Annotated in this window: 25 protein-coding genes, 1 tRNA gene and 2 pseudogenes; 13 read left to right on the plus strand and 15 right to left on the minus strand. The window is 65.7% G+C overall.

The window, feature by feature from the left end:
* Positions 1 to 145: 145 nt before the first annotated feature.
* The 4 genes from sucD to HNP47_RS11690 all read right to left on the minus strand — a co-directional run bounded on the left by sucD (position 146) and on the right by HNP47_RS11690 (position 6,281).
* On the minus strand, positions 146 to 1,048 hold the full coding sequence (gene sucD, locus HNP47_RS11675; protein ID WP_017506566.1) for a succinate--CoA ligase subunit alpha: 903 nt from the start codon (positions 1,046 to 1,048) through the stop codon (positions 146 to 148).
* A gap of 57 nt (positions 1,049 to 1,105) precedes the next feature.
* Positions 1,106 to 2,296 (minus strand): ADP-forming succinate--CoA ligase subunit beta, encoded by a 1,191-nt coding sequence (gene sucC, locus HNP47_RS11680; protein WP_184279692.1) that lies wholly within the window; start codon positions 2,294 to 2,296, stop codon positions 1,106 to 1,108.
* 85 nt (positions 2,297 to 2,381) lie between these two features.
* Positions 2,382 to 3,899: an MFS transporter gene (locus tag HNP47_RS11685; protein WP_184279693.1), complete on the minus strand. Its 1,518-nt coding sequence runs from the start codon at positions 3,897 to 3,899 to the stop codon at positions 2,382 to 2,384.
* Positions 3,900 to 4,040: 141 nt separating this feature from the next.
* Complete coding sequence (locus HNP47_RS11690) at positions 4,041 to 6,281, minus strand: TonB-dependent receptor (RefSeq protein WP_184279694.1); 2,241 nt, start codon at positions 6,279 to 6,281, stop codon at positions 4,041 to 4,043.
* A 177-nt stretch (positions 6,282 to 6,458) separates the two neighbouring features.
* On the opposite strand from HNP47_RS11690, the gene HNP47_RS11695 reads away from it, so the two are divergent.
* Positions 6,459 to 7,217 (plus strand): TetR/AcrR family transcriptional regulator, encoded by a 759-nt coding sequence (locus HNP47_RS11695; RefSeq protein WP_184279695.1) that lies wholly within the window; start codon positions 6,459 to 6,461, stop codon positions 7,215 to 7,217.
* Here HNP47_RS11695 and HNP47_RS11700 read toward each other — a convergent pair.
* A complete protein-coding gene (locus tag HNP47_RS11700; RefSeq protein ID WP_184279696.1) occupies positions 7,134 to 7,763 on the minus strand; it encodes a DUF2306 domain-containing protein in 630 nt (209 codons plus the stop codon). The genes HNP47_RS11695 and HNP47_RS11700 overlap by 84 nt on opposite strands.
* Before the next feature lie 145 nt (positions 7,764 to 7,908).
* Here HNP47_RS11700 and HNP47_RS11705 point away from each other — a divergent pair, with 145 nt between their 5' ends.
* Positions 7,909 to 8,673 (plus strand): LytTR family DNA-binding domain-containing protein, encoded by a 765-nt coding sequence (locus HNP47_RS11705; protein ID WP_184279697.1) that lies wholly within the window; start codon positions 7,909 to 7,911, stop codon positions 8,671 to 8,673.
* Positions 8,674 to 8,677: 4 nt separating this feature from the next.
* On the opposite strand, the gene HNP47_RS11710 is transcribed toward HNP47_RS11705, so the two are convergent.
* A complete protein-coding gene (locus HNP47_RS11710; RefSeq protein WP_184279698.1) occupies positions 8,678 to 9,139 on the minus strand; it encodes a COG3650 family protein in 462 nt (153 codons plus the stop codon).
* A gap of 79 nt (positions 9,140 to 9,218) precedes the next feature.
* Here HNP47_RS11710 and HNP47_RS11715 point away from each other — a divergent pair, with 79 nt between their 5' ends.
* Positions 9,219 to 10,337: a DNA cytosine methyltransferase gene (locus HNP47_RS11715; protein WP_184279699.1), complete on the plus strand. Its 1,119-nt coding sequence runs from the start codon at positions 9,219 to 9,221 to the stop codon at positions 10,335 to 10,337.
* Between the two features lie 392 nt (positions 10,338 to 10,729).
* Here the strand turns inward: HNP47_RS11715 and HNP47_RS11720 are convergent, their stop codons facing one another.
* The 3 genes from HNP47_RS11720 to HNP47_RS11730 all read right to left on the minus strand — a co-directional run bounded on the left by HNP47_RS11720 (position 10,730) and on the right by HNP47_RS11730 (position 14,598).
* A complete protein-coding gene (locus HNP47_RS11720; protein WP_184279700.1) occupies positions 10,730 to 11,089 on the minus strand; it encodes a DUF1318 domain-containing protein in 360 nt (119 codons plus the stop codon).
* A gap of 33 nt (positions 11,090 to 11,122) precedes the next feature.
* Complete coding sequence (locus tag HNP47_RS11725; RefSeq protein WP_055754620.1) at positions 11,123 to 11,311, minus strand: YnbE family lipoprotein; 189 nt, start codon at positions 11,309 to 11,311, stop codon at positions 11,123 to 11,125.
* A gap of 77 nt (positions 11,312 to 11,388) precedes the next feature.
* Positions 11,389 to 14,598, minus strand: coding sequence for a YdbH domain-containing protein (locus HNP47_RS11730; protein WP_184279701.1), 3,210 nt, complete (start codon positions 14,596 to 14,598; stop codon positions 11,389 to 11,391).
* Between the two features lie 318 nt (positions 14,599 to 14,916).
* On the opposite strand from HNP47_RS11730, the gene HNP47_RS11735 reads away from it, so the two are divergent.
* Positions 14,917 to 16,272, plus strand: coding sequence for a M23 family metallopeptidase (locus tag HNP47_RS11735; RefSeq protein WP_055754622.1), 1,356 nt, complete (start codon positions 14,917 to 14,919; stop codon positions 16,270 to 16,272).
* 3 nt (positions 16,273 to 16,275) lie between these two features.
* Here the strand turns inward: HNP47_RS11735 and HNP47_RS11740 are convergent, their stop codons facing one another.
* Both HNP47_RS11740 and HNP47_RS11745 read right to left on the minus strand, forming a co-directional pair.
* Positions 16,276 to 17,952 carry a TadG family pilus assembly protein gene (locus HNP47_RS11740; RefSeq protein ID WP_184279702.1) on the minus strand — a complete coding sequence of 559 codons (1,677 nt, stop codon included), beginning with the start codon at positions 17,950 to 17,952 and terminating at the stop codon, positions 16,276 to 16,278.
* Positions 17,952 to 18,377, minus strand: coding sequence for a TadE/TadG family type IV pilus assembly protein (locus HNP47_RS11745; RefSeq protein ID WP_184279703.1), 426 nt, complete (start codon positions 18,375 to 18,377; stop codon positions 17,952 to 17,954). Before HNP47_RS11745 ends, HNP47_RS11740 begins: the two co-directional genes overlap by 1 nt.
* Positions 18,378 to 18,920: 543 nt before the next feature.
* Between HNP47_RS11745 and HNP47_RS11750 the strand changes: the two genes are divergently transcribed.
* The 5 genes from HNP47_RS11750 to HNP47_RS11770 all read left to right on the plus strand — a co-directional run bounded on the left by HNP47_RS11750 (position 18,921) and on the right by HNP47_RS11770 (position 21,729).
* Positions 18,921 to 19,286, plus strand: coding sequence for a response regulator (locus tag HNP47_RS11750; RefSeq protein WP_184279704.1), 366 nt, complete (start codon positions 18,921 to 18,923; stop codon positions 19,284 to 19,286).
* 22 nt (positions 19,287 to 19,308) lie between these two features.
* Complete coding sequence (locus tag HNP47_RS11755; RefSeq protein WP_184279705.1) at positions 19,309 to 19,680, plus strand: response regulator; 372 nt, start codon at positions 19,309 to 19,311, stop codon at positions 19,678 to 19,680.
* A gap of 35 nt (positions 19,681 to 19,715) precedes the next feature.
* Positions 19,716 to 20,120: a response regulator gene (locus tag HNP47_RS11760; protein WP_184279706.1), complete on the plus strand. Its 405-nt coding sequence runs from the start codon at positions 19,716 to 19,718 to the stop codon at positions 20,118 to 20,120.
* A 79-nt stretch (positions 20,121 to 20,199) separates the two neighbouring features.
* Positions 20,200 to 20,664, plus strand: a complete 465-nt coding sequence (locus tag HNP47_RS11765; protein WP_184279707.1) for a response regulator transcription factor — start codon at positions 20,200 to 20,202, stop codon at positions 20,662 to 20,664.
* An 879-nt stretch (positions 20,665 to 21,543) separates the two neighbouring features.
* Entirely contained in the window at positions 21,544 to 21,729 is a 186-nt protein-coding gene (locus HNP47_RS11770) for a hypothetical protein (RefSeq protein ID WP_184279708.1), read from the plus strand.
* 404 nt (positions 21,730 to 22,133) lie between these two features.
* Here HNP47_RS11770 and HNP47_RS11775 read toward each other — a convergent pair.
* The 3 genes and pseudogenes from HNP47_RS11775 to HNP47_RS11785 form a co-directional block, all read right to left on the minus strand.
* A tRNA-OTHER gene (locus tag HNP47_RS11775) sits at positions 22,134 to 22,212 on the minus strand.
* 49 nt (positions 22,213 to 22,261) lie between these two features.
* A pseudogene (locus tag HNP47_RS11780) lies at positions 22,262 to 23,017 on the minus strand (IS5 family transposase).
* 43 nt (positions 23,018 to 23,060) lie between these two features.
* Positions 23,061 to 23,201, minus strand: coding sequence for a DUF892 family protein (locus HNP47_RS11785; protein ID WP_017506858.1), 141 nt, complete (start codon positions 23,199 to 23,201; stop codon positions 23,061 to 23,063).
* Positions 23,202 to 23,386: 185 nt separating this feature from the next.
* Here HNP47_RS11785 and HNP47_RS11790 point away from each other — a divergent pair, with 185 nt between their 5' ends.
* The 4 genes from HNP47_RS11790 (at position 23,387) to HNP47_RS11805 (ending at position 26,087) form a co-directional block, all read left to right on the plus strand.
* Positions 23,387 to 24,688 (plus strand): mechanosensitive ion channel, encoded by a 1,302-nt coding sequence (locus HNP47_RS11790; RefSeq protein ID WP_184279709.1) that lies wholly within the window; start codon positions 23,387 to 23,389, stop codon positions 24,686 to 24,688.
* A gap of 67 nt (positions 24,689 to 24,755) precedes the next feature.
* Positions 24,756 to 25,367 carry an OmpA family protein gene (locus tag HNP47_RS11795; RefSeq protein WP_017506860.1) on the plus strand — a complete coding sequence of 204 codons (612 nt, stop codon included), beginning with the start codon at positions 24,756 to 24,758 and terminating at the stop codon, positions 25,365 to 25,367.
* Between the two features lie 51 nt (positions 25,368 to 25,418).
* Positions 25,419 to 25,817 (plus strand): DUF3597 domain-containing protein, encoded by a 399-nt coding sequence (locus tag HNP47_RS11800; RefSeq protein WP_017506861.1) that lies wholly within the window; start codon positions 25,419 to 25,421, stop codon positions 25,815 to 25,817.
* 12 nt (positions 25,818 to 25,829) lie between these two features.
* Positions 25,830 to 26,087 (plus strand): hypothetical protein, encoded by a 258-nt coding sequence (locus HNP47_RS11805; protein WP_017506865.1) that lies wholly within the window; start codon positions 25,830 to 25,832, stop codon positions 26,085 to 26,087.
* A gap of 80 nt (positions 26,088 to 26,167) precedes the next feature.
* Here HNP47_RS11805 and HNP47_RS11810 read toward each other — a convergent pair.
* Positions 26,168 to 26,326 (minus strand): annotated as a pseudogene (locus HNP47_RS11810) (transposase); the annotation flags it as partial.
* Positions 26,327 to 26,696: the final 370 nt, after the last annotated feature.

A 26,696-nucleotide genomic window follows, 5' to 3' on the forward strand; every position in this document is an offset into this window, starting at 1 on the left:
TCCTGACGGGTCATGACCGAAACGGGGCAATTTGGTAGGAAATTGGTCGCAGGCCCAAGAAAAAACGCCCCCGGCTCGAGCCGAGGGCGTCCATCGATGCATCTCACGGCATTTTTGATGCCGAAAAGCGATCAGGCGGGGCGCATCAGCCCTTCAGGACTTCGACCAGGGTCTTGCCGAGGCGCGCGGGCGATTCCGACATGCGGATGCCGGCGGCTTCCATCGCCGCGATCTTGGATTCCGCATCGCCCTTGCCGCCCGAGACGACGGCGCCGGCGTGGCCCATGGTGCGGCCCTTCGGAGCGGTACGGCCCGCGATGAAGCCGGCCATCGGTTTCTTGCGGCCCTTCTTGGCTTCGTCGATCAGGAACTGGGCGGCGTCTTCTTCCGCGCCGCCGCCGATTTCGCCGATCATGATGATCGAGGTGGTTTCCTCATCGGCCAGGAACAGCTCCAGCACGTCGATGAACTCGGTGCCCTTGACCGGGTCGCCGCCGATGCCGACGGCCGTGGTTTGGCCCAGGCCTTCGTTGGTGGTCTGGAACACGGCTTCATAGGTCAGGGTGCCCGAACGCGACACGATGCCGACCGAGCCCTTCTTGAAGATGTTGCCCGGCATGATGCCGATCTTGCACTCGTCCGGCGTCAGGATGCCGGGGCAGTTCGGGCCCAACAGGCGCGACTTGGAGCCTTCCAGGCGGCGCTTGACCTTGACCATGTCCATTACCGGGATGCCCTCGGTGATGCAGGTGATGAAGGGGATTTCGGCGTCGATGGCTTCGATGATCGCGGCGGCCGCGCCCGATGGCGGGACGTAGATCACCGAGGCGTCGGCGCCCGTGGCGTCGCGGGCTTCGGCGACCGAGGCGTAGATCGGCAGGCTCTCGCCGTGCGATCCGGTCCAGTTCGTGCCGCCCTTGGAGGGGTGCACGCCGGCGACCATCTGGGTGCCGTGATAGGCCAGGGCCTGTTCGGTGTGGAAGCCGCCGGTCTTGCCGGTCAGGCCCTGGACGATGATCTTGGTGTTCTTGTCGACGAGAATGGACATGGGTCTGTGCTCTGAATTCGATGTGTCAGCGGGGCGGTGGCGAGTAAGGCCGAAGCCTTAGCCGACCGCCGCGACGATCTTCTGGGCGGCGTCGTCGAGGTCGTCGGCGGCCTGGATGGTCAGGCCCGACTCGTTCAGGATTTTCTTGCCCAGTTCGGCGTTGGTGCCTTCCAGACGCACGACCAGCGGCACCTTCAGGCCCACTTCCTTCACGGCCGCGACCACGCCCTCGGCGATGACGTCGCACTTCATGATGCCGCCAAAGATGTTGACCAGGATGCCCTGGACGTTCGGGTCGGCGGTGATGATCTTGAAGGCCGCCGCGACCTTCTCCTTGCCGGCGCCGCCGCCGACGTCGCAGAAGTTGGCCGGCTCCTTGCCGTACAGCTTGATGATGTCCATCGTCGCCATGGCCAGACCGGCGCCGTTGACCATGCAGCCGATGTTCCCGTCCAGCGAGACGTAGGCGAGGTCCCACTTGGACGCCTCGATTTCCTTGGCGTCTTCTTCGGTTTCGTCGCGCAGTTCCTTGATGTCGTCGTGGCGGAACAGGGCGTTGCCGTCGAAGCTGACCTTGGCGTCCAGAACGCGCAGGTGACCGTCCTTCATCACGATCAGGGGGTTCACCTCCAGCATGTCCATGTCCTTCTCGACGAAGGCCTTGTACAGGGCGGGGAACAGCGACTTGGCGTCTTCCGCCGCGGCGCCCGTCAGGCCGTAGGCGGCGGTGATGGCGGCGACGTCGGCGTCGGTCACGCCCGCGCTCGGGTCGATGACGATGTTCTGGATCTTCTCGGGCGTGTCGTGGGCGACGGTTTCGATGTCCATGCCGCCTTCGGTCGAGACGACGAAGGCGATGCGGCCATAGGCGCGATCGACCAGCAGCGAGCAGTACAGTTCACGATCGATGTCGGCGCCGTCCTCGATGTAGAGGCGGTTGACCTGCTTGCCGGCGTCGCCCGTCTGGGCGGTGACCAGGGTGTTGCCCAGCATTTCCTTGGCGTGGGCGACGGCTTCCTCAACCGAGAAGGCCAGGCGAACGCCGCCCTTGGCGTCGGCCGGCAGTTCCTTGAACTTGCCCTTGCCGCGTCCGCCGGCGTGGATTTGCGACTTCACGACATAGAGCGGGCCGGGCAGCGACTTGGCGGCCGCCTCGACCTGATCGACCGACGTCACCGCGACGCCTTCGGCCACGGGTGCGCCGAAGCCTTTGAGGACCTGCTTGGCCTGATATTCGTGAATGTTCATGGGGGACCGTCGCAACCGCTGCTGGGAGAGTTGCGGGGCTTATAGGCCCCACCGCTTCGCAGGTGCAACCGTCCACAGCCCCCCTTTAGTCGACCCAGTCCTTCTTGAGGGTGCGCGACGCCCCGATCAGCAGGATCGCGGCCAGCACATAGAAGCCCATGCCGGTGTAGATGGCCCAGCGCAGGCTTTCCTCCCCGAAGCGCGGGGCCAGCAGGTCGCTCATCCAGCCGAAATAGTAGAAGCCGACCGCGATCCCGAGCAGATTGTTCAGCAGCAGGAACAGGGCCGAGGCCGTCGAGCGCATGGCCGCCGGCACCAGATGCTGGACCGCCGCCGTGATCGGGCCCAGCCAGGCCAGGTTCAATCCGGTCGGCAATAGGAAGATCAGGAAGGCCAGGGTCAGCTGCTGCACGTGGCTGCCGCCGCCGGGCAGAACCAGGCCGATCAGCCAGGGCGAGTTCATCGCCAGGATGAAGCACGGCGCCGAGATCAGGAAGGCGACGGCGGGCGTCAGCGGATAGGCGCCCTTGCCCTTCTTCGACAGCTTGTCGGCGATCATGCCGCCCAGCCAGATGCCCAGGATGCCGCCGATCAGGGCGATGCCGGAATAGTAGAGGCTGGTCTGTTTCAGCGTCAGGTCGAAGCTGCGCATGAAGAACAGCGGCAGCCACCCGGCCACGCCATAGCCGCACACCGACGACGAGGCGGCGCCCAGACCCAGCAGCCAGAAGCTGGGTTTGCGGATCACCACCGAGGCGGTGCGCCGCGCGATCATCAGCGAAACGCCGATCACCACCGCCAGCAGGCCGCCGAACGCCAGCACCAGCGGATTGCCCAGCGACATGCCCATCAGCCAGCTCAAGGCGCCGAGGATCAGCAGACCGGCGCCGAGACCCAGCATGATCTGGGCGGCGATCTTGCCGGCCCGGTCCGTGCCGACAGGGGCGGCGGCCAGGGCCGCGACCTGGGCCGGGGTCTTGATCGCATCGGTTCCGCCCCGCCTGGGATCGCGCACCGTCAGCCGCAGCAGCGGCGCGACCAGCACGCCCAGCAGGCCGACGACGATGAAGGCCGTACGCCAGCCGTAGGTCGCCGCCAGCAGGCCGCCGACCAGGGTGCCCGCCGCCATGCCCAGCGGAATGCCGAAGGCGAAGGCCGCCATGGCCCGCGCGCGCTGATGCGGCGGAAAATAGTCGGCGATCAGCGAATAGGCCGGGGCCACGCCGCCCGCCTCGCCGATGCCCACGCCCATCCGGCACAGGAACAGCTGGCCGAACGACCCGGCCATGCCGCACAGGGCGGTGAAGCCCGACCAGACGGCCAGGGCGCCGGTCATGATCCAGACCCGGCTGAACCGGTCCGCCAGCCAGGCCAGAGGAATGGCCAGTGTCGAATAGACCGAGGCGAAGGCGATGCCGCCCAACAGGCCGAACTGGCTGTCGGACATGCCGAACTCTTCTTTCAGCGGCGCGGCCAGGATGCCGATGATCTGGCGATCCAGGAAGTTCAGCATGTAGATCAGGATCAGAACCGCCAGCACATAGTAGCGGTAGCCGGGCCGCTCGGGCCGCGCCTCCTGGACCGTCAGCGTCTCCGTCGTCATCGGCGTTTCCCCTCGGCGTCTTGTTTGTTCGTTGCGGCGAGCCTAGCCGCAAGTCCGCCCTGTGCAAAATAGGCCCCACAAGCAAAAAGGGCGGCGGCCCGGAGACCGCCGCCCCTCGTCGTCAGGCGTTATGGATGTGGATCAGAACTTCAGACCCAGGGTCGCCGTGACGGTGCGCGGCGGGCCGTAGAAGCCGATGATCGAGTCGCCAGTCAGGGCGCCGGGGAAGGTGTAGCCGCCGACGCGATAGCGTTCGTCGCCCAGGTTCTTGCCGTGGACGCCGAAGGTCAGGCGGTCGTCGGACGACGTCCAGACGATGCTGGCGTCATACATCCAGTAGGCGTCCTGATCGAGCAGCGGCGCGGGCGTTTCAAACTGCTGATAGGCGCCGCGATAGGCGACCGACGGGATGAAGGCAATCGACGAGCCGTTCTCCATGACCCAGTTGTAGTTGGCCGAGATCGATCCGGTCCATTCCGGCGTGTTCTGGAAGTCGCGCTGCGAGGATACGTCGACGACGCAGCCCGGCAGGGTCGGGCAGGACGTATTGCCCGAGGCCGTCGGGATGTAGGCCAGGAACTGGTGGAACTTGGCGTCGATGTAGCTAAGCGAGGCGTTGAACGTCAGGGCGTCGGTGGCGCGCACGCGGCCTTCGAACTCCCAACCGCGGATCGAGGACGAGCCGACATTGTCCACCACCGAGGCGACGGTCGCGCCGGCCGGATACTGGGTCGTGATCTGCTGGTTCTCGTAGCTGGAATCGAAGATCGCGGTGGCGAAGGTCAGGCGACGATCCAGCAGCGAACCCTTCAGCCCGATCTCGTAGGTCTCGACGGTCTCGGGCGCATATCCGTTGACGGTGGCGGGATACAGGACCGCATCGCCGCGCATGTCGAAGCCGCCCGACTTAAAGCCCTCGCCCCACGAGGCGTAGGCCGTCAGATCGGGGCCGAACTTGTAGTTGACCGAGACGCGCGGCGTGAACTTCTCGAACTCGCGCGTGCGGGTGTAGTTGGTGCGCGGCGCGCCCAGCGGCACGGCGGCGTTGTTGCCGAAATAGGGGCTGCGGATGCCCAGATACTGCTGACGGAAGACGGTGCCTTCCTTCTCGTCCTTGGTGAAGCGTCCGCCGACCGACAGCGACAGGGCGTCGGTGAAGTCATAGGAGAAGTCGGCGAAGGCGGCGTAGCTCTTGGTCGCCACAGAACCCGAGGTCAGGGTCGTCAGATTGGCCAGACCCACGACGGTGTCGAACGCGCCCGAGGCGTTGGCGTCCATGTAGAAGACGCCGGCGACGCCGTTCAGGCGGCCCGCGCTGACCAGAACCTGGAACTCCTGGCTGAACTGGTCGTCGTCATAGGCAGCGGGGATGTCGAGGATGGGCTGGGGCAGGTTGTCGAAGTCGATGTTGCCGCGCGTCAGGCCTTCACGATAGGCGGTGATCGACTTGAAGGTGAACATGTCGCTCATCTCCCATTCGCCGGTCAGCGACACGCCGCGCGTCTGGACGCGGTTCTTGTCGCCGGCGCCGGCGTTGGTGTCATAGACGTCGGCGGGCGACGGGGCGAACTCGCGGTGGCCGTGGCGCGCGTTGGAGTCGTCGTTCACCAGATCGCCGGCCAGACGGAAGAACAGGCTGTCGGTCGGGCTCCATTCCGCGCTGGCGCGGAAGGCGGTCACGTCCTTGTTGTAGTGTTCGTTGCCGGTGTTCAGGTTCTTGCCGTAGCCGTCGCGAAGATAGCGGGCCAGGGCGGCCGAGACCTTGAACTCGTCACTGAAGGGCAGTTGGGCGCTGGCGATCACGTCGCGCTGGTTATAGCTGCCGTAGGAGGCGCGCAGGCGTCCCTCGGGCTCGTCGGCATTGATGCGGCTGGTGACGTATTTGATGGCGCCGCCGATGGTGTTGCGGCCGTAAAGCGTGCCTTGCGGACCGCGCAGCACCTCGACCCGTTCCACGTCGAAGATGTCCAGAACGGCGGCCTGCGGGCGGGCCACATAGACGTCGTCGATATACAGGCCGACGCCGGGATCGAAGCCCCACAGCGGATCCTGCTGGCCCACGCCGCGAATGAAGGAGATCAGGGTCGAGTTCGAGCCCCGCGCGGCGTTCAGCGTCAGGCTGGGCGTCGAGCGCGCCAGTTCGGTGATGTCCAGGGCGCCGCGCGCCTCAAGCTGTTCGCCGCTGACGGCGGTCACGGCGACCGGGACGTCCTGCAGGCTTTCCGCGCGGCGGCGCGCGGTGACGACGATGTCGTCGACGGTCGCCGCATCTTGGGCGTTCGCGGCCTGAGCGGTCGCCTCCGCGTCCTGGGCGACCGTGGCCCCCGCAAGCACGCCCCACGCCGCGCCGGCCAGCAGCGCGCACTTCACATGACGGTTCATGATCCTAAACCCCTTTGTCGTTTCCAGCCCGATGGACGCTTTTATTCAGCGTTCAATGATTTTCACGGAACCTACCCGGTTTCGGCCGTCTGTCAAACACTGGACTGACGCAGCGTCACTTGGGTCGCCGACCGTGGCGCCGTTGCACCGTCGCGGTCGTGCGCCTAGCCTTGCCGGATGAGCAAGCCGGACGCCGCCGCCCCCCTTCCCCGCCCCGTCGCCGCCGCGCGCCGCAAGGCGGCGGGCGCTGCGCCGGCGCGGCGCGGCCGCCCGCCCAAGACCGAGGCCAAGGCGGCGGGCGAGACGCGCGATCTGATCCTGGATGCGGCCGAGGACCTGTTTTCCAAACACGGCTTCTACGGCGTCACCATCCGCGAGGTGGCGCGCGAGGCGGGTGTCGATACGGCCCTGGTCCACTACTATTTCGGGGCCAAGCGCGAGCTGTTCGACGCCGTCTTCCTGCGCCGGGCCGAAGTCTGGAACGACGATCGCGTCGCCGCCATCGACCGCTATGCCGAGACGGCGGGCGACGACATGACGCTGGAAGGCTTGCTGGAAGCCTTCCTGCGGCCGCCGTTCGAATGGTCGCTGAAGGGCGGGCCGGGCTGGAAACACTATTCCGCCCTGGTGGCTCAGACCAACGCCAACCCCAGCTTCGGCGGCGAGACCATGGCGCGCTATTTCGACCCGGCCATCCACCGGCTGATCGAGCTGATCGCCAAGGTGCTGCCAGGCGCCAGCGAGGTCGACCTGTACTGGGGCTATCACAATCTGTCGGGCGCCCTGACCCTGACCCTGGGCGAGACGGGGCGTCTTGACCGGCTGTCGAACGGGCGGGCGCGATCCGGCGATCTAGAAACGGCCGGCGACTATATGGTCCGGTTCGCCGCGGCCGGTTTCCGGGCTGTGGTCGGGATGTCCTCCCGCCAACCCTGATCCTTGATGGCCTGAACAGTTCGGGGCGAAGAAGATCGCCCACATCAGACGACCAGGCAGGAAGGTGAAGGCGCCGGCGACGATCAGTCCGCCGACGAACATGCCCGTCATGGCGCGCCGGTGAACAGCCACCCGGTGGCGGCGGGCGGCGTATACCGCCATCGGCAGGGCGACCACCGTCCAACCGCTGAGCAGATGGATCAGGGACAGACCGCCGGGTCCGTTCGGATTAAGCTGGTGGATGAAGAAGGAGCTGATCGCCGTCGTCCCCATCGCCACGACCCAGGCCCAGCCTAACATCCGGTGCAGTCGGTTTCCCTTGATCCCAATCAGCAGGACGACGCCGATCGCCAAGGCCGTCACGGCCGCCGCCACATGGATCTGGATCGCCGTCGGCGACGCCAGCAGCAGGCCCCAGCGCGGGGCGTGAAGCGCAAACCCCATTCGCGCCAGCCGCCCGTCATCCATTGCCAGATAGGCGACGAGCGGAACGATCAGCAGGGCCAGGGCCAGGGCGGACGGGGCGAGGCGGGAAAGGCGAGGCATGGGACATCTCCGTTTGCCCGGTCGTGCCGCATCGTCCCGCCCGCCGCATCGGGGCTTTCGCCAACGACCGTCTGGGCTGCGCCAACGGCCACCTGCCTTTCGCGACCGCCTTTCAACGTGTCGGAAATCATGGTCTCAAGGCGCCATGACAACCCTCGCCGCAGACCGCCGCCGCACCTTCGTCAGAGGGCTGATTGTCGCCGTTCTTGGGGGCGTATTTCTGGCGACGACCGGGGCGTTCGGGACGGCAGGCGCGACCTTCGTTGAGCGGCTGGCCTATTGGGTGCTGGTCATGGTGCTGGGCGGGCTGTGGGGGCATCTGTGCGGGGTGCTGGTCAGCCGGTTTCTGGATTCGGACGAGCGGCCGTGGCTGACCATCGCGGTCATGGTGGTCGTGATCACCGGGCCGCTGTGCGTGCTGGTCTGGGCGGCGACGGGCCTGTTCTTCGCCCAGAGGCTCTATCCGCTGGCGGTCCTGCCGCAGCTGATCGTGCCGGTTGTGGTCATCACGGCGGCGGTGACGACGTTGAACGTCTTTCTGGGTCGGGCCGTGCCGGTCCAGACCCATGCGGCGCCGCCTGAGACAGCGAGCCGGCCGGTGCGGTTTCTGGATCGTCTGCCCATGAAGCTGAAAGGCGCGACGATCCGGGCGGTTCAGGCCGAGGACCACTATCTGCGCATCCACACCGACCGGGGGTCGGACCTGATCCTGATGCGGCTGTCGGACGCGGTGGAAGAGCTGGAGGGGCTGGAGGGCGCCCAAACGCACCGCAGCTGGTGGGTGGCGCGCGAGGCGGTGCGCGCCGTCGAACGCGGCGACGGCCGCGCGATCCTGACGCTGGACGGCGGCCTGTCGGCGCCGGTTAGCCGCCGCTACGCCCGGATGCTGCGCGACGCCGAATGGTGGTGACGCTTTAGGGGGCGGGCTGGGTGGTCAGCATCGACGCAGGCGCGGCGCAGCCGGTCAGCTCGTCATCGCCGATCTCGACCTTGGCCGTCAGCGGATAGGTGCGGTCGCTCATGCCGTCCGAACATTCGGTGGCGATCAGCACGACGTTCAGCGCCTGGTTCAGATTGGTCGAGCTGGCGAAGGTCGCGACCGTACCCTGGACCGTCGCCCCATGGTTCGGCGCGCGCTGGGTCGGCTGATCGACGCGGGTATAGATCAGAGCGTCCGGCGTGATCTCCACCCCCCAGAAGGGTTCGGTCCCCAAGGCCCGCACCGGCTGGCCCAGATCGACGCCGCCCAGGGTGACGGCGGCCTGGGGCTGCGGCGCCGGCTTGGGCTTGGAATCCTCGCGGTCGTAACAGGCGCTGAGCGAGAGGCCGGCGAGGGCGATGGCGAACGCGGCGGCGGCGAGCGGAATGAGGCGCATGACGGCTCCTTTTGGTTCGGGCGCAGGTGAGGTCCCCGCCGCCCTCGGTCAAGGGGCGCGGCTGGGTTATGCTGGTCCCATGTCGATTCGCCCCACCGCATTCGAGTTCTTCGCCGGGGGCGGCCTGGCGGGGTTGGGACTGTCCGCCGCCGGCATCGATACCGTCTTGGCTAACGACATGGACGGGGCCAAGGCGCGCGCCTTCACGGCCAATCATCCACATACCCCGTTTCGTCAGGGCGATGTCTGGAGCCTGACCGTCGATGATCTGCCGGGACGGCCCGACATGGCCTGGGCCTCATCGCCCTGTCAGGACGTCAGCCTGGCGGGTGCGCGCGGCGGGCTGGAGGCCGGACGGTCGGGCGCCTTCTGGGGTTTCTGGCGGCTGATGCAGGGGCTGGCGGCCGAGGGACGCGGCCCGCGTGTGATCGTGCTGGAGAACGTCATCGGCCTGCTGACCTCAGGCCAGGGACGGGATTTCGCCGCCGTCTGCACAGCGATGGTCGAGGCGGGCTATACGGTCGGCGCGCTCGAGATGGACGCCGCCCACTGGCTGCCCCAGTCACGCCCGCGTTTGTTCGTTGTGGCCATTCAGGGCGAGGCCCCGCGCGCGGCCGGTCCGACCCCGCCCTTCCATTCAGCGCGTCTGGTCGCCGCCCACGCGCGCCTGCCCGAGGCGGTGAAGGCCGCCTGGGCCTGGTGGTCGCTGCCTGCGCCGTCGCAGCGCAATCTGGACCTGACGGCCATTCTGGAACCGGACGACGCCGTCACCTGGCTGGACGATGCGGACGCCATCCTGGCCCTGGCCGCGCCGCTGCACCGCGCCCGGATCGCGTCGGCCCTGGCCTCGGGCCAGCGCTGCGTCGGCGCCGCCTATCGCCGGGTGCGGACCGAGAACGGTCATAAGGTCCAGCGTCTGGAAATCCGGTTCGATGGTCTGGCCGGATGCCTGAGGACGCCGGCCGGCGGCTCGTCGCGTCAATATGTGGTGGTGTGCGATCACGGCCGGGCGCGGGTGCGGCGGCTAACCGGGCGCGAGGCCGCGCGGCTGATGGGCGTGTCGGACGAGTATCGCCTGCCGTCGAGCGAAAGCGCGGCGCTGAAGTTGATGGGCGACGCCGTCGCCGTCCCGGTGGTCAGGGCGCTGGCGGAGGGGCTGTTGCTGCCCGCGCTGCTGGATCGGCGCGCGGCGGCATGATCGGGCGACAGCGGTGGAATTGCACTCCCGACGAAAAACAGTGCAATGCGTGCAATCTCACGTCAGCATATTGTTTTTGTTGAAATAAAACTTGGCGTTTAATTGCACTCATACAAGAAAGTGCAATTCGCTCAGTGAAGCTGGACCCCGAAAAACAGTCCAACGAGTCCAAGTCGTGCGGATGGCGATGTCAAAGACCGGGCCGGCATCATAACCCGGTCTGGGGTCGCGCGAAGGAAGATGACGATCCGGCGGCCTAATGAACTGAAAAGGCCGCGTTTCTTTTCGCACAATAGGATGGGTGGGCCGTCGGAGAAGGCTTGAGGCCTCGCAGATCGTGCCTGACCCGCCGTGGACCCTCGGACAAGCCCGAGGGTGACGGTCTTTTTGCCTTAGCGCTGGACCCACTGGCCCTGGGCGTTGCGGTACCATTGGCCCGAGGAGATGCGAGGCAGCAGCTGGGCCTCGAACATCCGGGCGCCGGCGACATCGGCCGAAGTGCCGGCGTCGGCGGCGCTGCGGGCGTAGGCGGCGCGGCGGCCCGAGTTGGTGGCGTCGACGGCGGCGCGCAGGCTGGCGTCCGAGGTCGGGGTGCGGAAGCCCAGGTAACCGTCGGCCTGCTCACCCACGACGCCGGCGGCCTTTGCCTGGTCGATCTGCGCCTTCTGGGCGCTGGTCTGGGCGATGGCGGCGCCCGCGAAGCCCAAAGCCGCAACGGCGGCGCCGATGACGAAGAGTTTGCGGAAGGTCATGTCAGCCTGTCCCTTTCAGAGAGAAGCGGGAAATCAGAAGAGGTTGGGGTTCTGCTGCAACAGCTGCTGCAGCTCCTGGTCCAGCCGAACGCGCACGTCGGCGTCCAGCTTGGCGTAGATCTGGATCGGCGCGACCTCAAGACGGATGGTCGGGGCGCAGGCCGCGAGGGCGACGACGACGGCTCCGAAACCGAGGCCGGCCAGTTGGCGCTTGTGGATCATGACATGGGCTCCGGTTCGGCCGAGGGTGATGTCTCTAGTAGCACGCCGTCCAATGAACGCGCGCTGAATGGTGAAGTTCAATCGGCCGGGGCCGGCGTAGTGGCTGGCGGGTTCGGTTCCTGCTCACCCTGGCGAGCGCGATTGACGGCCATGAGGTCCGAGATCAGCTGGTTGGCGTTCAGGGTCGTGTCGAGCGTCAGGTCGATCTGCGTGTTCGACGGCAACGGCAGTTTGCGGTTCAGGAACTGGCGGCTGATCAGTTCGCCGATCGTCAGCCTAAGCTCCTGGCGCTTGGGCGGATCGTGGCGGCCGCGAATATGGAACAGAACCGCGAGACGGCCGCCGTCCAGGCTGTTCACATCGGCGCTGAGCTGATCGAAGGACAGGTTCTCCATCGCCTGATAGGCCAGGTCCTCGACGACGTTTTCCGACACCTCGCCGCCCCCGCCGCTGGCGGCGACATCGGTCAGAACGTCACGCTTGATCGACAGGCGGCCCGGCTGGACGGCCTCCAGCTTGCCGGCGGTGATCTTGAGCCCGCGCTTGGGGTCCATGATGAAGGGCAGGCGGCCCGAGACGACGGCGTCCAGCTGAACCTTGTCGTCAAAGCCGGTGTCGGCGACGATATCGCCCAGCTGCACCCGGTCCAGCACGATCACGCCGCTGTAGGGCTGGGTCGCGTCCAGCGGGACGGTGAAGGGCTCGACCGAGACGGTCCCGCCGCCGGCGACGACCTGGGCGCCGTCGATCAGCACCCCGGCCTCGTTGATCGAGAAGGTCACATCCAGCGCCGTGACCGCCGTGCCGACGGCGAGGCTGTCGGCCGTCAGCTTCTGGTTCGGGGCGGTGATCAGGGGCGTCAGGCTGCTGAAAACGATGTCGCCGCGCAGGCCCTTCACCGCCCCGACTGGACTGACGAAATCCAGGCCCGGCGTGACCAGATGGCCGCTGGAGGTCGGTTCAGCGTCCTTGGTCCAGTCGAAACGTCCGTCGAAGCTGACGGGACCTTCGACCGGCGATTGCAGGAAGTTGGCGGCCAAGGGGCTGAGCATCGCCGGCTGAAGCCCATGCTCGGCGAAGGTCACGTTCGGGGCGGTGATGACGATGCCGCCCGATCCGGTGCGGCCATCGTGCGCCAGGGTCAGGCGGCCGAGATCATAGGCGGCCGCCGCGCCTGTGCCCTTCAGGTCGAAGGCGCCGCTCCAGCGTTCGCTTGCCAGGGTCGCAGATCCTGTGGCGGAAAGCGGTTCGAAACGTTCCGGCGTCAGGGCGTCGACGACGCGGGCGGCCGCCACATTGGCGGTCAGGCCGATCCCCGCCTTGGTCCCGTCGACGGTGACACGGCCCGAGGCGTCGGCGAACCGCATGCCGAGGAAGGGCGCCTGGGCCGAGACTTGGGCGAAACCGCCTGCGACGCGCCAGACGCCGTCCTTGGACGTCAACAGCGGACCGCCCTGGGGACACAGTTTGCCGGCGACCTGATGGACGTCGTTCTCGTCCAGCTCCAGCCGCTCGACCGTCAGGTCGACGCAGTCGGATGTGGCATAGGTCAGCCGGCCGGCGTTCAGGGCCAGGACGCCGCGCGTCCGGGCGTCGATGCCGCGCGCCAGGTCGAAATCCAGCCGGGCGCGACCGTCCAGCGTCGCTTCGAACCCGCCCTCGGTCAGCCGCCAGTTCTGGACCGCGATGGACATTTCCGGCAGGCCCTTGCCGCGCGTGGCGGTCAGGGTCAGCGCCCCGCCGCCCAGCCGTCCCGGCTCGGCCTGATAGGCGCCGCCCTGACCTTGAGCCACCGTCAGGACGCCGCCGTTGGCGGGCGTCATGGTCACGGGACGCGACAGGGAAACGGTCGTGCCGGCCGCGCCCGTGGCGAAGCGGAGGGCGGGCGCGTTCAGGGCGAAGCGTCCCAGCGCGCGCTTCATCTCGGCCAGTTCGGCGATGTCGTCGGGGCCAACCGCGCCGAAGAGGGGCCAGGCCCCGTCGGCGGCGCGAAGCGATCCGTTCGCCGCGATCTGAACCCCGCCGTCGCTGACCACGTCCAGGTCCACATCTGCGCGGCCGCGCTTCAGCGCCAGGTCGCCGAAACCGAAATGGTCGAAGGTCGCGCTCAACGGCCCGGTCGCCTCGAAGGCCGCATCCTTGCCGCCCAAGGCCAGGTCGCGCGACGTCAACGACAGTCCGGCGATCGTCGTCTGACCCGTCCGTCCCGAACCGGCGGTTAGGGCCAGCGGCCCCTGCATGCGCCAGCGCACGGCGTCGTCGCGCGACACCGTCAGCTTGCCGCGCGTCGCCGTCGCGGCGACATCGGAGATACGCAGATCCGCGCCCTCGACGGCCGCCGCCTTCAGCGCGGTCGTTACTTCGCCGTCCAGCCGGAAGGTTTCGATCCAGCCGGATACGGCGCCGTCGAACCGGGCGGCGACATCGGCGCTGCGGGCGCTGAGCGTCGAGGTTCCCAGGCGCTCGCCCGTCAGGCGGCCGTCCAGAACCGCCCGGCCGTCGCCGCGCCGCGTCTTCATATCCGGATAGGGCAGATCGCCGGTCAGCGTCAGCGCAGCCCCCTGCCCCCGCGCCGCCGGTGTCGCGAAGCTGTCGGCGGCGGCCGACAGCTTGATCGCCATCCGGTCGCCGGTCGTGGTCAGGTCCAGCAGGCCGGACAGGCCCTGGGCCTGCGTCTCGCCGCTCTTCAGCGCGGCCTTCGGCAGCCGCGCCGCCAGCCGCATCAGCTTGCCGTCGTCGATCCGGGCGTCAGCCAGCAGATCGACCGGCCCGTATTCCGTGTTTAACCGCCCGCGGCCGCCCTCGACGATGACCAGGGGTCCGCGCGAATCCGGGCGGGGCGGTCCGCCGGTGAACTCCTTGATCAGCGGATCAAGCGAGCCGAAGGACAGCTTCCCGCCCTTCCAGCTGGCCCGGACGACCGGTCGCAGCAGGCGGATGCGGCTGGGGGTCACGCCCAGGCCCGACCTGGACCACGGCAGGGCGACGGCGTAATCGACCTCCGCTCGCTCGACCACGACATCCGGATTGTCGGGATCGCCGATGCGGATGCGGCCGACGAAGCCGTCGATCTCGATCCGCTCCACATCGACATCGGCCGGGATTCCGCGCTGGTCCAGCCAGCCGACGAGGACATTGCGGGCCACCGCGCGGCGATTGAGATAGATCAGGGCCGCCACCACGCCGATCAGCAGCGCCAGGATCAGAACGCCGATGCCAACGGCGCGCAGGATGCGACGGGTCTTGGCCTGCGGCTTTGGCTTCGGCTTGGACGGTGTGTCGGTCAAACGGATCGATCGCGTGATTGAAACAGCGGGCCGTCCACCTTGGTCATCCTTGCCCCCAGCACAAGATCAAAGCGTGACGGTCGGTTTTCGGCGCCCGCTTCCTGCCGGTCAAGCTGGGCCAGATAACGGCGAATCGACCAGTCGGGATCCCTGCATCGTCGAGCTTTGTCTGACGCACGTTAACCGTTTGTAACGGTCTGCTTTCCAAAATGAAACAAGCGAGGTATAGGACCGCCTTCGCGCCACGGGCGATACGGCGCGATCTTCGAGAACGAGTAAAGCTTTGGCGCCGAAGGCGTCGCAATACGACGGGGACCGATGGCTCAGTTCGACCCACGCCGCCAGCCGATGCGGCTCGCGCCGCACATGCTTACGGCGGCAGCTGCAATCTCGGTGGCGATGCTCGCTGGTCGAGCCTATCAACCCGCACAGGCCGAAGAAGTTCCCGCCCTGACATCGGCCCAGATGGCGGCCATGGAGGCCAAGGCCTTCGCCGCCGCCAACGCGCCCGCCGGCCTGACCGCGCCCGAGGCCGTCAACGTCCAGATCCGCCGCGGCGAAACCTTCGAGCAGGCCGTGCGCCGCACCGGCGTCGCCCCCGAAGAAGCCAGCGCCGTCGCCGCCACCGTCGCCAACGCCTTTGACCTCGCCGATCTGCGCGCCGGGCTGAAGTTCGAAACCGCCATCGCCAAGCCGCGCAACGGCCGGGGCGACGCCCGCCTGATCGGCCTGACGATGCGCACCGGCCCGGCGTCGCAACTGACCGTATCGCGCAGCTTCGACGGCGCCCTGCGTCTGCGTTCGCTGGAAGAAAAAGTCACCCATGAGACCGTCGTCCTGAAGGGCGATGTCGAGCGCAGCCTGTCGGCCAGCGCGCGTGAACTGGGCGCCACCGCCTCCATCGTCCGTTCCGCCAGCCGACTGTTCGCCACCAAGTTCGACATGCAGCGCGACATTCGCGCCTCCGACGAGTTCACCATGGTCTTCGATCGTGAAGTGACCGAGGCCGGCCGCACGGTGGACGTTGGCGACCTGATGTACGCCGAACTGCGCGGCGTCACCTTCTATCGCTTCAAGCCCGCCGGCGCGAAGGAAGCTCAATTCTTCGATTCCAACGGCAAAAACCTGCGCTCAGCCATGATGCGCACGCCGCTGCAGAGCTTCCGCCGGGTGTCGTCCAACTTCGGTTTCCGCACCCACCCGATCTCGGGCTACAAGAAGATGCACCAGGGCATCGACTTCGCCGCCGGAACCGGCACGCCGGTCGTGGCCCCCGCCGATGGCGTGGTGGTCGAGGCGCGCCGCTGGGGGGGTTATGGCAACTGGCTGCGCATCCGCCACAACAACGGCCTGGAAAGCGGCTACGGTCACCTGTCGCGCTACGGCTCGGGCATCCGCGCCGGCCAGCGGGTCAGCCAGGGTCAGATCGTCGCCTATGTCGGTTCGACCGGCGCCTCGACCGGTCCGCACCTGCACTATGAGCTGTGGCGCGGCGGCCAGCGGATCAATCCCGCCGGCGTGCGCACCCAGGAAGGCACCGAACTCGCCGGCGCCGACCTGACCGCCTTCCGCGCCGAAAAGGCCCGCATCGACCGCATCATCGCCTCGGGCGGTCAAAAGCGTCCGGCCATGCAGCAGGCCTCGGCTGAAGGCCTGCGGCCCGCCCGCGGCTAAGAGTCAGCCGACCAGACGCGGGGTGGCGCGCCCCGGCGTCGGGCAGGACAGGCCGTGGACGGTCACATCGGCTTCGCCCAGCTTCAGCCCCAACAGGTCCAGCACGGGATTGAGCGCGCCGTCCAGCACCGGCCCCAGCGGCTCCAGCAGCCGCCCCAGGGCCTTGGTCAGATCGCCGAGCCCCACGCCTAGGCCGATCACGTTCACATCCACGTCCAGCCGCGCCAGCAGGCTGGCGACCGCACCGCTGGCGAAGCCGCGCGAGGTCATGGTCTTGGCGCGCTGATTGTCGATATCGTCCGCGTCGAACCTCAGCGGCCTGAAACCTGCGTCCGCCGCCTCGACATCCGCCTTGCCGGTGATGCTGACCAGACCCGCAACCGACAGCAGGGTCGCACGCTGGGGCGCCAGCGGGGTCTTGAAGTCGCTCAGCCTGGCCTCGTCCACCACACCGATCGATGCGCGCGCCAAGCCCGGCCGCACATCGACCTCGACCGCGCGCGCCGGACCGCAGGACAGCGACTTCAGCCGCGCCTCGGACGCCGCCAGTTCGATCAGGATCGGCAGTTCGACCCGCGCCAGACCCGACAGGGATTGCGTCGTCTTGGCCCGCACATAGAGCCGCGCCTGGGCCGTGTGGATGATCGGCTGGCCGTCGGCCGTCACCGTCAGCCAGGGCGAGCGATTGGGCCGTTCGCCGATCGCCAGGCTGGTCTTCAGATCGGCCAGCCCCGCCGGCACGCCCAGGTTCAGCGCGATCTGCCGATCTCCGCCCCCGACCTCCAGCATGGCCATGACCAGATCCATGGCCGAGACCGAGGCGTCCAGCCCTTCGCGGATCCCGTCCGGCGCGCGCGTCTCTAGCCCGATCAGATCGCCCAGCCTGACCTTTGTCCCGACCGAGGCCGAGGCCAGCTTGCCCAGCGCCCCGCCGTCCTGGCCGCCCGCCACCCGCTCCAGCACCCTCAGCGCGCGGCCGGCGTCGACCTGGGTCGCCAGAAGCCGGTCGTAGTCGCCGACCGGGACGCCCAGATCGGTCGCGAGGGCGTCGGTAAACTCCAGCAGATTGACGTCCAGATCGATCAGACGACGATAGTCCATGACGCTGAGCGACACCTTGGAGCCGGTCAGGCCCCCGACCACCTGATTGGCCACGCCGCCGTTCAGTCGCGCCAGGCGCGACTCGATCGAGATCATGGCCTTGGGCGTCCCGCCGCCCGTCGTCGCCGTGGCCCGGCGCGTGACCCGCACCTGATCGCGGCCCAGCAACAGCGGCGTGAAGAACATCGGCGCGCGGCTGGTGACCTCGACCCGCGCCGCGTTCGGCTTTACCCCGCCCGTCACGAACCGGTCATTGCGCGCCTTGGCTGGATCGGGCGTGTAGACGCCCAGCGCCGTCGCCACCGTGACCGAGACGTCGGGCGAAACATTGGCCTCGACCGTCGCCTGGGCCGCGCGCGAGATTGCGCCCTCGCCCTGCGCCAGGTTTCGCACCGCCGACAGCGCCGCGAGATCCGCCGCCCCCTGAACCCGGCGCGTGTGCAGCACCAGAACGCCCAGGTCGATCACCGCCGCCGTGAACAGGCACAACAGACCGCCCGCGACCGCCGCGATCACCGCCACAGCCCCGCGTCGATCGGCGCCGAACCGGAGCAGCAGACAAGGCGTCCGGACGCTCATCAATAGTCGCCCACATGGATGACCGCCGACCGTCGAATGACCGACGGCGGACGCGGCAGCATTCCGCCCAGCGCCATGATCAGACTGTCGCTCGCGTCATAGACCACGACGACCCGCAGGCGGCCGGCGTCCTCCATCACCTCGATGGTCGTTTGATCGGGCTTCAGCGCCACGCCCCGCACCGCCTCGCTGACCTCGCGGCGCGCCAGACCCTCGCGCTCGGCCGCGTCCAGCCCCCCGATCGCCGCCCTGGCCCCCTCCGACGCCAGAGCCTGAACCGACTGGGCCATCAAAAACCAGCCGCCATAGACGACGATGCCGATCAGCAGCAGGACCAGGATCGGCCCCACCAGCGCAAACTCCACCGCCGCCACGCCCTCGCGCCCGCGTCGCCTTGCAGCAGGAATGGGTCCGAACGTCCGCATGCCAACCTCACGATTGCTCGCTTAGGTTGTATATCAGGCGCGGTTAAGCGTTCGTGTGGCCGCTAAAGGGGCTGCATGATCGCCTTCATGCCTGTTGTAACGATCTTAGTCAGACCTAGCCCGTGCTTCTTCAACACCAAGTGGCTGACGGCCGCACAGTCGTTTGCCCGATATCGAATAGGATATGACGGCAAGATTCGGATGTCTGACAGGGCTGGGCCGTCCTAACTCGATTTGTCCGTTACATTTGATTTCAGGACCTTAGGTAGGTTTGCTGGCCCGAGAAGGTTACGCTTCTATGCTGTAAGCGATGAAGACGTTCGCAGCTGAGTTCGCACGCATGCAGGCGATGAAAGAACCAGCCTGCGCAGAGGCTAACGCAGCTTACAGCCATTCCATTGCGGGGCGGCAGCCTTGGGTTTGATGGTGTGTCCAAGGCGGCGTTCCGGCTGCAATCCTCGCCGTAGAAGAGGCGAGAACGTTGTGTTACGGAACGGCGTATTTTGCGCAATCTCAACCCCAGCCGCACACATGAGTTCGATCTTGTCTAAGTGCATCGTCGTCGAGGACGACCCGTTCTGGCTTGAAGAAATCTCTGCGGCCCTGTTGCAGGCTGATGTCCAGATCCTGAACGCCCAAGACGGACGTCAGGCTTTGGAGTTGGCTAGCAGACACCCGGACGCGACGATGGTTCTCGACATCATAATGCCCGACGTCGACGGTGTTGAAGTGCTTAAGAAGCTGCCGGACGTGGCGCCGCTCATGCCCGTCTTGGCGGTTACCGGCGGCGGTAGGCTTGGAGCGGGGTTTTATCTGAACTTGGCGTCGACATTCGGCGCTAAGCGACAGCTCGCCAAGCCCTTTACACAGCAGCAGCTTCTGGACACCTGGACAGGACTAGCGGCTTAGTTCGCCGCAGTCGGAGACAATGATGAAATCAGGCGCCCTGATCCTTGTGATCGATGACGACCCTTACATGCGCGAGATAACGCGCGTTCATTTAGAAGGGGCGGGCTATGAAGTGGCTTTGGCTGCAACCGCTGCCGACGGCCTTGACAAGGCGAGGAGTCTCCGCCCGTCGGTAGTGATTATGGACTTCGCTATGCCGGGGGGGTCGGGCGCCGAAGCGCTCCGGGATCTTCGGAACGACCACGCGATCGGACAGGTGCCGGTTTTGATGGTGACGGCCTGGTCGTTGGAAGAGAGTCAAGCAAAGACCGCAGAGTTTGGAGCGACTTGGCTCCAGAAGCCCATTATGGCTGAACGCTTGATCGACTCCGTCCGCGAACTTGCAGCAGTATGAGCCGGACAAGAGAGCATGATTCTCGCGGTGCAAATGTGCTGGTCGTCGATGACGATCCCTTTATCGTCGAGATGGCCGAATTTTTACTGGGGCGCGACGGGCACCGTGTGAGTGTGGCTTCGAGCGGAGCGGCGGCTTTGGCCAAGATGGCAGCAAAGCCGCCAGAGCTTGTATTGCTGGATCTAGGTCTGCCCGACATTTCAGGCCTGGAAATCCTGCGCTATTTTCGAGCAGCAAGCGCTTGGCAGACGCTGCCTATTCTGGTGTTCACCGCTTCGCACGAAACCGAAAACATCGTACGCGCCAAGCGCTCGGGCGCTTCCGGCTATGTCTGCAAGCCTATCAAACCAGACACCTTGTTAGAAATGGTTCGAGACCTTCTGGACCATCCCGACTTGACGTGGGTGGACGACTACACCCGAGCCTATCGGCCGATTTGATCCGCCTCAACCGGAAGTTTACCCGACGCAGGCAAGCTTGATTTCCGCCCGGAAGCGGTAGCTGTTGTCGGAGTATCCTGTGATCAAGTCGCGCATCCTCGTTGCCGAGGACGACCGTTATCTTGCGGCCTTAATTCGACAGACCCTAGAGAGCCATGGGTTCGCTATCACCTTGGCCCATAACGGCGAAGAGGCTTTGCTGAAAGCGGATATGACCTGTCCTGACCTTGTGCTGTTGGACGTCAGCATGCCCGTTATGGACGGCCTCACGGCCTTACGGAGCTTGAGGGCGAACCGCTTTCACAGCAGAGTACCCGTTCTGATGCTGACAGCAGCCCGCAGCGAGAGCGATGTCAGGGATGCACTCTCGAATGGCGCGTCCGATTATCTTGTAAAACCGTTCCGTCCTGACGTACTGATCCGCAGAGTGGAACGCCTTCTTGGATCAATACACAACCTTACTGACGGGTTTGATCGGTTTGGTCAGAAAATTGGTTCACAAAGCAATGTCCTCATATTGGACGATGCTCCACTTGCCGAGTGAATATTGACGACAAACCCAGAGCGCGACGCGCTCGCGTTGAATCATCTGCTGAAGAGGTTCGAACTGAGCGCGGGAGTGTTGCGGTCAGTCGGTCTTAAGAAAGACGCCCTCATCAAACGCCAGCGCGATTTTGGCGCTCGAACGGACAATAATCCCCTTCGGCTGCGCCGTCAGCGCCGAACCGAAGGGCTAAGATTTACGCTATTCTAGCTCCGAACGTGTCGCCGTTCGCGACGCCAGTCATCCCATGTCATTGGCTCCAACGACTGTGCGGGTAGATATTAGCGTAGCTACCTGTTCAAGCCACACTCCCAGAACAATACTGGCTAGTCAGCTTGTGGCAGATGGCTCGGTCAAGTGCACGTGGCGCCAACGCCGGTAAATTCTGCGAGTCGCAATCGGACACCGTCATTCTAACAGCTTTCCCGCCTGCGCTCGGGTACGTAGGCATGATACGAACGCGGCATATGCACCAGGCATGAACAAAGCGTCAGTTTCGTCCGCAGCCGAACTGTCCTGAAATACGGAGGCGTGTCGGACACCTTCTTCGTCCGAAGGGTAACCGTAAAGCTTCTTGAAAGCGTCCTTCAGCCCGCCATGGATGTGGCCGTTTTTGAGAGGACCGCTAGCGCGTCGCTGAGCGTGCTTTTTGATGAAGCGAGCACGACCGCGACGGATTCGACAGCATGGATACTGTTCCGGATCCGTTCGCTCCAATCCCCACGTCGGAGCTCCGATGCCGCGTCCAGAAGGTGGCGAGCTGCTCGTGGCGCTGGTCCCTGAGCCGCAATAACGGCCGTTGCGATGGTTTCGCCCTCTAAAGCCGTCCCCACGGCGGATACAGTTCGGCCGTGAAGGACGGCGGTAGGCTGAGCGCCCTTGCACGAGCGCGTCTCCTACTTCGGCCTTGAACTCGTCCGGACAAAGGGGATGTTGCAGCACGAACTCGATGTAATCGAACACAACGCCAATGCTTGTTTTCGTGCAAACCCGGCGGAGGAAGTCTCGCTGGTCCGAAACATCACTATCGAACTGGAGATGTTCTTCTCGAGCACCTTAACGTGAGTATCCGCGAGGATCCGGTCCCACGGGGCTGTCGAATATGCGGACATCGGCCCGTATCCGACAGAATTTTGAAAGCTGCTATCGAATGCATAGTGCAAGCGGTTGCGCAATCCGTCGCTCAGTTCGCCTAGCCGCAGTTGGGCGGGACCGACGCTAGTCCATTACGATGCGAAAAACTGCGCTGGGGTTCATCCATCACAGGGTCGCCTTCAGTTGGTGCTAAGCTCTGATCGACGAGGCCGTTCATCTCAGTCGCCCCCACTTGGACGGATTTGCACTGAGGAAGCCACCTACCTCCACTGTTTGCGGCCGCTGTGCTTATGGTGCGCTTATCTACGCAACCATCACCCCAAGCATTGAGGCCGATGAAGCGACGCAACGCACAGATTGAAACAGGGAAGAAGTGGCGCACCCGGAGCGATTCGAACGCCCGACCCTCAGATTCGTAGTCTGGTAAAAACCTTCTTATGGTCAGCAACTTACGCTATGCGTTCCGTAACAGTCCACACTGGTGCGCCCCTAGGCTCAGGACTCATAGCCAGAACAGCACGGTAGCGGCGAGGGCTATGGCGGACAGGAAGACGTTCGGGCAGCGATCGTAGCGGGTTGCGACCCGCCGCCAGTCTTTCAGGCGTCCGAACATGATTTCTATGCGGTTTCGCCGCTTGTAGCGTCGCTTGTCGTAGCGGATGGGTTCGGTGCGGGTTTTGCGGCCCGGGATGCATGGCGTGATCCCCTTGGCCTGCAAGGCGTCCCGGAACCAGTCGGCGTCGTAGCCCCGGTCCCCCAGAAGCCACTGGGCGCGGGGCAGGCTGTCCAGGAGAGCGGCAGCGCCGATGTATCGCTGACCTGACCCGCTGTCATGAAGAGGCTGATGGGCCTTCCGTTCGCATCGGTCATGGCGTGAAGCTTGGTGTTCATGCCGCCTGTCGTGCGTCCGATCAGTCGCCCGAGACCCCCTTTTTTACCGCGAGGCTCGAAGCCGTGCGGTGCGCCTTGAGATAGGTCGCGTCGATCATGACCGTGCGGCGTTCGGTCTGAGCCCCGGACAGGCCCTCCATCATCCGGATGAAGACGCCAGCCTCACTCCATCGCTTCCAGCGGTTGTAGAGGGTCTTGTGCGGCCCGTAGGCCGCCGGCGCATCCGCCAGCGCAGGCCGTTGCGGTTGACGAAGATGATCCCGCTCAACACCCGGCGGTCGTCAACGCGCAGCTTGCCGTGGCTCTTGGGGAAGAAGGGCTCCAGCCGAGCCATCTGCTCGTCCGTCAGCCAATACAGGTCGCTCATATCCAGACTCCTCAGGAGCCTGAATCCGATCGCGCGCCTCACATCAATGGGTCCTGCGCCTAAGCGAAGGATCAGAGGTTTTCGGGGCGATCTCCTTCAACACGCGCTGCATCTGGTCGTTGGCGGACCACAGGTCTTTCAGCTCGTCGGTGTAGAGGCCTTTCAGATCTTCTGGCGTCGACATGGATGTTCCTGCTGGATGAGTTGATTGGATGTCGTGCGGACGTTCGGAAAGCCGCTTCGGCCCCGTTAGCGATGAGCCAACCATCCGTTCCGGCGAATCCTCTCGTTAGCGCCGGAACAAGAACAGGCTCAATCTTGTTAGGCCCACTGGAAACCCGCGCGATCAGCGTCAGGCCTGAGGGATGTATGCAAACGACAAACTACGAGTTCATCGGATGGGACGCGCTGCTCTATGAGTGGGCGCCCAAGGTGATCGGCGCTGTGCTGATCCTCATCGCAGCTTGGTTTATCGGCAAGGCCGTGAAATGGGCCCTGGCGAAGGGGATCAATCGTATTCCTGGCGCCGCCAAGGCGAGCACCAGTGACAACCCGAAGCACTCGGTCGGCGCCAGCCTGGGAGATGTCGCCTTTTGGCTAATCCTCTTGTTCGGTGTCGTCGCCGCCCTCGGCGTCCTGAACCTGGGCCAGGTCGTCACGCCCCTGAACTCACTGCTCACGCAGGTCGCGTCCTTCGTGCCGAGCGTCCTCGGCGCGGTCCTGATCTTCTTCATTGGGTTTGTAGTCGCGACTTTGGCCAAGCGAGTCGTCGAGGCTGCACTGCAGGCCGCCAACGCGGATCGCTGGCTTGAGAAGGCCGGCCTGACCAAGGCGACGGGCTCGACTGGCGTCAGCACCGCGATCGGCACCCTGGTGTTCGTCCTGATTCTGATCCCCATCACGATCGCGGCGCTGGAGCAGCTGGGCATCGAGTCATTGACGGTTCCGGCGGTTGCCGTGCTGTCGACTGTCTTGGCTGCGATCCCGCATGTTCTCGCCGCTGCCATCGTTTTGGCGGTGGGTTGGTTCATCGGTCGCTGGGTCGCCCAGCTGATCGAACGCACCCTGCCGGCGACTGGGTTCGATCGCAGCATCTCGAGCCTGACGGCTTTGACCGCCACGACTCAGGCGCCGGCCGCGCCGAAGCCGACCGCGGCTCCCTATGCCGGTGACGTGACACCGGCCACCGCAAGGGCTCTAGGTAGTGATGTGCCCAAGCCGATGACGCCGTCCAGCATCGTGGGCAAGATCGCAATGGCGGCGATCGTCGCCTTCACGGCGGTCGAGGCCGCCAAGCTTCTGCAGTTCGGCACGATCGCCGTGACGCTGCAGGAAATCCTGGCCTTGGCCGGACACGTCATCGTCGGCGGGATCATCATCACCGCCGGCGTGCTGATCGGCGGTGTCGTCGCCAACCTGATCAACAAGGGTACTGGCGGCGCCGATGGCTTCGCCTCCACCCTGGTGCGTTGGGCCACGATCGCATTGGCGACGGCCATGGGCCTTCGCTTCATGGGCATCGCCGACGATATCGTCCTTCTCGCCTTCGGCCTGATCCTGGGGGCGGCTGCGGTGGCGGCAGCGCTAGCCTTCGGGCTCGGCGGGCGCGACGCCGCCAGCAAGGTGGCCCAGACGTGGGCCGACAAGGTCACGAAGACCCCGCCCCAGTGAGACCTGCGGCCGACGATCGACGAGATCGCCGGCCGCATTCTTTTCCCCATTTAACGACGAGTTCGACATGACCGATAACCGCGATCGCGACACTCGCCTGACCCCAGTGGCCCCGGCCTGGCGCAAATACCTCCCCTGGATCATCGGAGCCGTCGTGCTCCTGCTGCTGCTACTCATGCTGACCCGCTGTGGCGACGACCGCGCCGCCATGGATCCCGCAGCGACTGACGACGTCGCCGTAGCTCCGACGACCGAGACGCCGGTCATGCCCGCCACAAATGCTTCCGTTGGGGTTTCGGGGCTGGACGCCTACCTCGCTGGCTCGGACGCCGCCCCGCGCACTTTCGCGTTCGAGCGCGTCAACTTCGACACCGGCAGCAGCACCATTCGGCCCCAGGATCGTCCCGAGATCGCGGCCGTCGCCGCTGTTCTGAGCCGCTACCCGAATGCCAAGATCCGCCTGTACGGCTATGCGGACGCGCGCGGCTCCGACGCCGCGAACCGAACCCTCGCCCAGGCCCGGGCCGATATCGTCCGTTCCGCCCTGACGGCAGCCGGCGTGGATGCCCGCCGTATCGAGGCGCTTTCAGGCGGGGAAACCAACCCGGTCGACAGCAACGCCACCGCCGGAGGACTGGCTGAAAACCGCCGCACGGAACTGGTCGTCGTCCAGCGCTAACCGCACAGGCCGGGGCTAGCGCCCGGGCCATCCACCTTCAGAGGAGACGTCATGAGCTTTTTCGGAAGAATTTGGGACAAGATCATCGGCCATAAGGCGCGTCCCACGACGCCTCAGGCCCAAGCGCCCACGAGCACCCCAGTCTCGGTGCAGCCCGTTCCTGCGGCGCCCGCCACTCCCTTCACGCCTCAACCGGTCGATGTGGACCAGATCCTCTCCCAAATGGCCGAGATGAAGGGCGGCGGCGGAAACTGGCGGACATCGATCGTCGATCTGCTCAAGCTACTCGACCTGGATTCCAGCCTCGACGCCCGCAAGGACCTCGCCGAGGAGTTGGGCGTGCACGCTGGCGCTCATGGCTCGGCGGAACAGAACATCGCCCTGTCCAAAGCGGTCTGGCGAAAGCTTGCGGAGAATGGCGGCCAGGTTCCGGCCAGCCTTCGAGACTAATCGAACAGGTCGATGTCGGCTCAAGACACTGCTGCGATTCTCCTGCTCGCTCGCCACCTGGATGTGGAAGAGCCTTCGCCTGGGCAATCCAAATGGACGGATATCAAGGCGGCCATCGACGGCCTGAGCGATGATCGCCTTGATGCATCGATCCGCTATTTCGGTCAGGCGGGCTCGCCAGTTACCGCCCGCGCGGCTGAGATGCTGACGGATTTGATGATGGCGAGGATGGTCCGCCTATTGGGCGTGTCGAGATCGGAGCGACAATAGCGCTTCGGACTGGGCGCGGTACAGAGGGGGTCAGTATGAAGCCTTCTTGCGAGACAACGGCCTGACCCTAGGCTCAGGACTCATAGCCAGAACAACACGGTAGCGGCGAGGGCTATGGCGGACAGGAAGACGGTCGGACAGCGATCGTAGCGGGTTGCGACCCGCCGCCAGTCTTTCAGGCGACCGAACATGATTTCTATGCGGTTTCGCCGCTTGTAGCGTCGCTTGTCGTAGCGGATGTCCTGAAGCCCGCTGTTGAGGACGATCGCATAAAGACCAACCCCTTCTTGGGGCTGAAAAAGCTGGCTCCGCCCCATGACGCTGATGAGGTGAACGTTGCCTGGACAGACGAGGAAGTGGACGCGTTCATCGCGCTGGCCCTGGAGCGCAACATGCCGGGTCTGGCCCGTGCCGTGGCTCGAGGGCGCTGGGGCGGCTTCCGTCGGGGTACTGTACTATCTGCAACATCCCGCTGAGCGCTCGGATCATCGCGCAAGATGACGACGGTTTGGCCTGACGTGACCCCCTGAAACTCCTCCAGGAATAGCTAGAGTCCGCCCAACGAAGGACGGACAGAATGAAGCGATCAAGGTTCACGGAAGAGCAAAT

Source organism: Brevundimonas vesicularis, assembly GCF_014204545.1.
In the GTDB taxonomy this organism is placed as follows: Bacteria; Pseudomonadota; Alphaproteobacteria; order Caulobacterales; family Caulobacteraceae; genus Brevundimonas; species Brevundimonas vesicularis_B.

Bases quoted from the DNA above. Each gene is read 5' to 3' on its own strand.
- sucD (WP_017506566.1), bottom strand. From the start codon at position 1,048: ATGTCCATTCTCGTCGACAAGAACACCAAGATCATCGTCCAGGGCCTG.
- sucC (WP_184279692.1), bottom strand. From the start codon at position 2,296: ATGAACATTCACGAATATCAGGCCAAGCAGGTCCTCAAAGGCTTCGGC.
- HNP47_RS11685 (WP_184279693.1), bottom strand. From the start codon at position 3,899: ATGACGACGGAGACGCTGACGGTCCAGGAGGCGCGGCCCGAGCGGCCC.
- HNP47_RS11690 (WP_184279694.1), bottom strand. From the start codon at position 6,281: ATGAACCGTCATGTGAAGTGCGCGCTGCTGGCCGGCGCGGCGTGGGGC.
- HNP47_RS11695 (WP_184279695.1), top strand. From the start codon at position 6,459: ATGAGCAAGCCGGACGCCGCCGCCCCCCTTCCCCGCCCCGTCGCCGCC.
- HNP47_RS11700 (WP_184279696.1), bottom strand. From the start codon at position 7,763: ATGCCTCGCCTTTCCCGCCTCGCCCCGTCCGCCCTGGCCCTGGCCCTG.
- HNP47_RS11705 (WP_184279697.1), top strand. From the start codon at position 7,909: ATGACAACCCTCGCCGCAGACCGCCGCCGCACCTTCGTCAGAGGGCTG.
- HNP47_RS11710 (WP_184279698.1), bottom strand. From the start codon at position 9,139: ATGCGCCTCATTCCGCTCGCCGCCGCCGCGTTCGCCATCGCCCTCGCC.
- HNP47_RS11715 (WP_184279699.1), top strand. From the start codon at position 9,219: ATGTCGATTCGCCCCACCGCATTCGAGTTCTTCGCCGGGGGCGGCCTG.
- HNP47_RS11720 (WP_184279700.1), bottom strand. From the start codon at position 11,089: ATGACCTTCCGCAAACTCTTCGTCATCGGCGCCGCCGTTGCGGCTTTG.
- HNP47_RS11725 (WP_055754620.1), bottom strand. From the start codon at position 11,311: ATGATCCACAAGCGCCAACTGGCCGGCCTCGGTTTCGGAGCCGTCGTC.
- HNP47_RS11735 (WP_055754622.1), top strand. From the start codon at position 14,917: ATGGCTCAGTTCGACCCACGCCGCCAGCCGATGCGGCTCGCGCCGCAC.
- HNP47_RS11740 (WP_184279702.1), bottom strand. From the start codon at position 17,952: ATGAGCGTCCGGACGCCTTGTCTGCTGCTCCGGTTCGGCGCCGATCGA.
- HNP47_RS11745 (WP_184279703.1), bottom strand. From the start codon at position 18,377: ATGCGGACGTTCGGACCCATTCCTGCTGCAAGGCGACGCGGGCGCGAG.
- HNP47_RS11755 (WP_184279705.1), top strand. From the start codon at position 19,309: ATGAAATCAGGCGCCCTGATCCTTGTGATCGATGACGACCCTTACATG.
- HNP47_RS11785 (WP_017506858.1), bottom strand. From the start codon at position 23,201: ATGTCGACGCCAGAAGATCTGAAAGGCCTCTACACCGACGAGCTGAAA.
- HNP47_RS11790 (WP_184279709.1), top strand. From the start codon at position 23,387: ATGCAAACGACAAACTACGAGTTCATCGGATGGGACGCGCTGCTCTAT.
- HNP47_RS11795 (WP_017506860.1), top strand. From the start codon at position 24,756: ATGACCGATAACCGCGATCGCGACACTCGCCTGACCCCAGTGGCCCCG.
- HNP47_RS11800 (WP_017506861.1), top strand. From the start codon at position 25,419: ATGAGCTTTTTCGGAAGAATTTGGGACAAGATCATCGGCCATAAGGCG.
- HNP47_RS11805 (WP_017506865.1), top strand. From the start codon at position 25,830: ATGTCGGCTCAAGACACTGCTGCGATTCTCCTGCTCGCTCGCCACCTG.